This is a genomic window from uncultured Campylobacter sp. (genome assembly GCF_938017615.1).
GTDB lineage: Bacteria > Campylobacterota > Campylobacteria > Campylobacterales > Campylobacteraceae > Campylobacter_B.
Genome location: NZ_CALIJA010000138.1, coordinates 1 through 5,620 on the forward strand (window position 1 = coordinate 1; position 5,620 = coordinate 5,620).

A 5,620-nucleotide genomic window follows, 5' to 3' on the forward strand; every position below is an offset into this window, starting at 1 on the left:
AGCCGAGAAGTTAAACCGATAAATTTTAAAATTTTGCGTAGTAAAATTTCTGAAACTTTAGGCGAGCGAAGCAATGCGAAGGAAGCGCGGGGCGCTTCCTAGTCTTCGCGAGAAATAGTGAAGCTCCCCGTCGCAAGGACGAGCTGTGCTCGTCCGCGAAGTTAGGATCAAAACGGATACGTCAAGCAACACACCCTGCCGACCTTTTCGTTGTAGCTGACGTCGAGCTTCAGATCGTATAGCTTGCTTAAAATTTCGCTCTTTATGATCTGCTCCGCCTTGCCGTATGCGACCTCGCCGCCGCCTTTTACGAGCGCGACGTATCCGCCTAAAAGCAGAGCAAAGTCGGGATTGTGCGTGGCCAAAACGACGGTGTAGCCGTTTTTGAGAAGCTCTTTTGTGGCGCGGAGGAATTTGTATTGGTTGGCAAAGTCTAACGCTGAGGTGGGCTCGTCGAAGATCACGATCTTAGGCTCGCTGCAAAGGGCGCGCGCGATGGACGCCATCTGCCTCTGACCGCCGCTTAGGCGCGTGATGATCTTGTCTTTTAGGTGCCAAATTTCAAGCATTTTCATGTAGCGCTGCGCAAGCCTGTAGTCGTTTTCGCTCGGCTGCGAAAAGATCCCGATATGCGCCGTGCGCCCCATCAGGACATATTCGAAGACGCTGTAGTCGTACTCGCAGACCTCGCTTTGCGAGACGTAGCCGATGATCTCGGCGCGCCCTTTGGCGCCAAGGCTCGCCATATCCTTGCCGTCTATTGAAATTTTGCCGCGCAGGGGCTCAAGCGTGCCGCTAATTAAATTTAAAAGCGTCGATTTACCTGCGCCGTTTTGCCCCAAAATCGTCAGCATCGCGCCCGCTTCGAGGTTGAAATTCACGTCGCGCAGCGTTAGAGGGGCGGATTTTACGTAGCCGAAGTCTAAGCTCTCAACCCTAACCATTTAGCTTCCTTTTGTTTTTAAGCAGGATGAATATAAAAAATAGCGTGCCGATAAAGCCCGTAAGCACGCCTAGCGGGATCTCGCTTTGATTTATGCTGCGCGCTACGTCGTCTACGATGAGCACGAAGATCGCGCTTAAAAATATGCTCGCGGGGATTGCTTTGGTGTTGCTCACGCCCACGATCATGCGCGTTAGATGCGGCATCAAAAGCCCCACCCACGCGACTATGCCGCTGATACACACGCTGCTTGCGGTTAGCAGCGTCGCACAGACGATGATGATGCCCCGCTCCAGCACGACGTTTACGCCGAGCTTCGCCGCGGTCGCATCGCCCATAGATAGGACGTTTATGCGGTAGCTCATCAGCACCAAGATAGCGATACAAACCCCCATCACCGGCGCTATCATCGCTAGCACGGAGGGGTCGACCTTCGCGAGGCTTCCTAGCTGCCAATACACGATGTCTGCAAGCTTCGTCTCGGGATCTGCCATAAATTTTAAAAATCCGATCAGCGCGCCCATCAGACCGCTTACGATGATGCCGGCAAGCACGAGCATTATGGTGGCGCTCGAACGAAGCGCGCGCGTGATCAGAAGCGTAATGCAAACCGCCGTAAGCCCGAAAACGAAGGCGAAAAGCTGGATCAAAAGGATATTTAGATCAAGCAGGATCGCGATCGCCGCGCCCACGCAAGCCCCGGCGCTCACGCCTAAGAGATCGGGCGAGACGAGCTGGTTTTTAAAGACGCCCTGATACGCCGTGCCGCTGATGCCCAGCGCTGCGCCCACGAGCACTGCGGCGATGATACGCGGCAGGCGCACCTGCATAACGACATTGTGGACGTTTTGTGCCACTTCGCCGCCGCTAAGCGCCTTTAGTACCTCGGCGATGCTTAGGCCGAAGCGCCCTATACAAAGCGATATCGCAATCGTCGCAATCGTCGCCAGTATCAGCAGCACGAGCATAAATTTAAAATTTTTCATACCTTCCCTTGCTTTAAATTTTATCTTTTGCCTTAAATTTAATCTTTGAAATCGCCTCGTTGAAATCCGCTTAAAATTTCACTTTCTAGCTCGTAGGCGAAAGGCTTGCGGTAAAATTCCTTCGCGATGGCCCTAAGATCAATATTTCAGAAAAGATCCGGATGAAAATTTTAGCCGCCTGCAAGATTTATAGTGTCGTCTCCATGCCCGTGCGGTCTCGTCCGAAAATGTTTGCGGCGCAGCATAGACGCACTTTTGCTGCACCGCCTCAAGCTGCGAAACGCAGGACTTGACAGCAGAGCCTCCGCCTTGCACGACGTCTTCTGCCGATGATGACGCAAAGACTGCAGCGACTTTGATTTATACATCTAAATCCTTAAACAGATGTGGCATTTTAGCACATATCATATTAAATTTTTATGATTTCGGCTTTCATATACGTGAGCGTATGTGAGCGAATCTAATGGCGTGCAGCTCCGTGCAATAAGGCTTTTAGCAAAATTTAGCTTGCGGATTTCAGATGAACGTCTACGAAATTTACGCCAAGATGGAATTTTAAAATTTCATCTGTTCGCGAAAGATAGACTTGAGCCTGATGGCGGAATTTTGCCGATTTAGCAGCAGACACAGCGCGTAGCGAAATTTTACGTAGGATTTGAAGATTTGATTTAGAATTCCACGAACGGATGCGGCGCGAAAATTTTATCTTTATTCGATCACGGTTTTGCTAGCCACTTAGTTGTAGAATTTTACTACTCGTTTAGCTGCGGGATTTTATTTGCCCGCAAGAGGTTAAATTTTATCATGAAATTTCGCATCGCTTAAAATGCGATGCGAAATGAATCCGTTCGTCGCTACTGCCAGCCTAGAGCTTTACGCTTTAGGCGCATATCGCTTACCATTTTTAGGGCAAGCGCGACCGGATCGGTATCTACGTGCATCACAGAGCCAAGTGCCCGCCTGGTGCCCTCTTTGAAAAAGTGTATGACGTTTGCGGAGCCGTGGATTTGATACTCGACGCAGTGATACGAGTCGATGCCCATTAGACGGAATCCGAGCGAGGCATCGACGCCCTTTTCGTTCGCCCACTCGGGAGAGGTGAAGGCAAGCGGCAGCTCGTAGAGATTTTTGCCTAGCACCCCTGCGATACCTGCGAAAATTCCGCTGGAGCGAGTGTTATCGATACACTCACCCACGTGCCAAACCGGCGGAAGCTCATCTTTTTCTAAAAATGCCCGCAGCGACGCGCCTGCTTTTTTATACGCGCTTTTTTGGCAAAAGCCCAGCTTCATTAGCGGGAACGACGCGCAGCCGTTGGTTAGGATTAGGACGTTATTTTCGATTAAGGTTTGTGCGACATCTATAATAGCGCGCTCATAAGGCACTTTAGGATTGGTGCAGCCGACCATATTTACGATGCCTAAAATTTCACCGCTTTTTAGCGCGTGCGCTAACGGCTCCATGCCGCCGTAGTGTTTATGGACGAATTCTACCGAAAAGCCCACTTCGGCCTCGACTTCGTACGGTGGGATATATACCGGCAGCCCCTTGCGCTTTTCGTGAGATTGCAATGCGCGGTCTAGAATTTTACGCGCTAAATTCCTAGTTTCGGCGATATTGCTGTGGTGATGATCGTAGCCTATATGCTCGGCTCCGGGAAGCCTAGCTGATGAGCTTGTAGTAACGACCTTGGTCTGGAAGCAGTTAGCCACGTCCATGATCGCAGGATAGACATCTTGGACATCGGCGACCCACAGATCAAGCGCTCCCGTACCTATGACGAGTTCGGCAGTTACGGCGTTTGAGAGCGGTACGACGCCCCAGTTGCGATACATTGCCGATAGTCCAGAACAGCACACGCCGTAAAATGCGATCCCCTGCGCGCCTATTGCGCGAGCCTTGTCTTGGTACTCCTTAGAATTTCCAATCTCCACTATTAGGCTTACCAATGTCGGCAGATGTCCGTGCACGGCGATATTGACCCAGCCTTTTTTAAGCGCGCCCATATTGCTTTTGGAAGTTACGCGATCTCCTACGCCAAATAGCGCATCCGTAGCGATATTCGCAGCTACTACGCCGGTGAAGGTAAAAGCAAGCCCACAGCGCAAAAGATGCTGCATCACGCTGCGCCAGTCTCCATCCGTGCCTACACCCGTTCGGTGATATGCCTCAAAGACTTCGTTATACGCACTAATTGGCAAGATATCTAGCTTACGCCATACCTCTTGACGCTCCTTAGGTGCGAGCGCAGTGATGGTTTTATACTCGCCGCTACTTTGCGAAAGATCTGTCAAAAGCGTATCGGCAAGCTCGATCGCTACCTCTTTTAACTCTCTGCCTTCAGTTGGAATTCCAAAGGCTTTGGCGGTATTGATGATTTTGTATTCGCCTATTATGGGCAGATCTAGCTTGCCTTGTGCCGCCCATTTTAGCGACAGTAGAAGCTCTCTGGCGTGCGCGCCGTGTTGAGCTACGCCCGCAGCTACTTGACGCAGTAGGTTGCGCGATACGATGAGATCGGCGTCCGCACCGCAAGTGCCGCGATCGGCCTTTTTAGTAATTTTGCAAGGTCCCATATTGCAGATCTTACAGCATACTCCGGTAAGCCCATAGCTACACATAGGCATCTGTTTGTCGAAACGATCAAACGCCGTATCTACGCCGATCTGCTCCATCCTAAGCATCATTTCGCGCACGGCGGGATCAGGGGTTTTCTCAAGTACTTCTTGCTTTGTAGGGAAGGTCTTTTTGTATTCAAGCACCGCCTTCATATAATCCGCCGTAAATTCCGCCTCGTGAAAATGCTCGAAAAGATTGCCCTGCGCGTCTTTATGTGTGTGCGGACTAGCCTCTGCGGGCACTAAAACTTTTGGGATGCCGTGTTCGTCAAATCCGATAATCGCGCGATGAGAGTGGGGTTTGTGATCATGGCAATGTTCGTCGTGCTCGTATGAGCAGGCGGCGGAATCCTCGTCGCGCTGCTCATACGAATACGCCGCAGAATTTGCGCCGTATTCGTGCAAATAAGCTGCGAGGTTTTCTTCTTGATCGTGTGGGTGGGTCGCAAGATCTTCGTCGTGTAGATGCGAGTGGATTGCGGAGCTATCGCTATGCTTGTGTGAATAAGAGATGTGGTCTTTGCTGCTTGGGCTCTTCGCAGGATTTGAGATGGAATTTATCAAAGAATCAGCTATGGAATTTATCGTAGAGCCTATCGCGGAATTTTGGGCGTTGCTTGCGCCTTGAGTGCTTGAGCGCGCCGCAAAGTTCGTGCCTGAAGCAGAGCTTGCGCTATCATCGTAGCCAGACGCGGAATTTCTGGCTTCGCAGTCGCACTCGTCGCAGGAATTCTCACCTGCGGCGCGATTTTTAGAAATTTTGTTGCAAGTAAGCGAGGCGGAAGTCGTAGAATTTGCAGCGGAATTTTGAGTGATATTTGCGCTTTTATCAAAAACGGACGCGGCGGAGCTTTTGGCTGCGTCTGCGGCGGAATTTTCTCCCGTATTCGCAGCGGAATTTTCATCCGTAGCAGCCTTCTTGCGTGAGCCTTTTTGTTTTGCGATTTTGTCGTTTGCCATGACGTCTCCTTAAAATTTATTTTAAAAATAAGTGAGAATGTAGAGCTCAATAAATATACTGAAAAACTACACTATTTAATTCTTATAGATAAAATTTAACGTGATTGTATTTT

At 50.3% G+C, this 5,620-nt stretch carries 4 protein-coding genes; 1 reads left to right on the plus strand and 3 read right to left on the minus strand.

The genetic code is table 11. The features are described from left to right. Positions 1–167 precede the first annotated feature (167 nt). Entirely contained in the window at positions 168–944 is a 777-nt protein-coding gene (locus Q0620_RS07130) for an ABC transporter ATP-binding protein (RefSeq protein ID WP_298784078.1), read from the minus strand. Continuing rightward, positions 937–1,929 carry an iron ABC transporter permease gene (locus Q0620_RS07135; protein WP_298784079.1) on the minus strand — a complete coding sequence of 331 codons (993 nt, stop codon included), beginning with the start codon at positions 1,927–1,929 and terminating at the stop codon, positions 937–939. Before Q0620_RS07135 ends, Q0620_RS07130 begins: the two co-directional genes overlap by 8 nt. Positions 1,930–2,379: 450 nt before the next feature. On the opposite strand from Q0620_RS07135, the gene Q0620_RS07140 reads away from it, so the two are divergent. Continuing rightward, positions 2,380–2,547, plus strand: coding sequence for a hypothetical protein (locus Q0620_RS07140; RefSeq protein WP_298784080.1), 168 nt, complete (start codon positions 2,380–2,382; stop codon positions 2,545–2,547). Positions 2,548–2,783: 236 nt separating this feature from the next. Here Q0620_RS07140 and Q0620_RS07145 read toward each other — a convergent pair whose 3' ends face one another. Then, a complete protein-coding gene (locus tag Q0620_RS07145) occupies positions 2,784–5,507 on the minus strand; it encodes a carbon monoxide dehydrogenase (RefSeq protein WP_298784081.1) in 2,724 nt (907 codons plus the stop codon). Between the last annotated feature and the right edge of the window lie 113 nt (positions 5,508–5,620).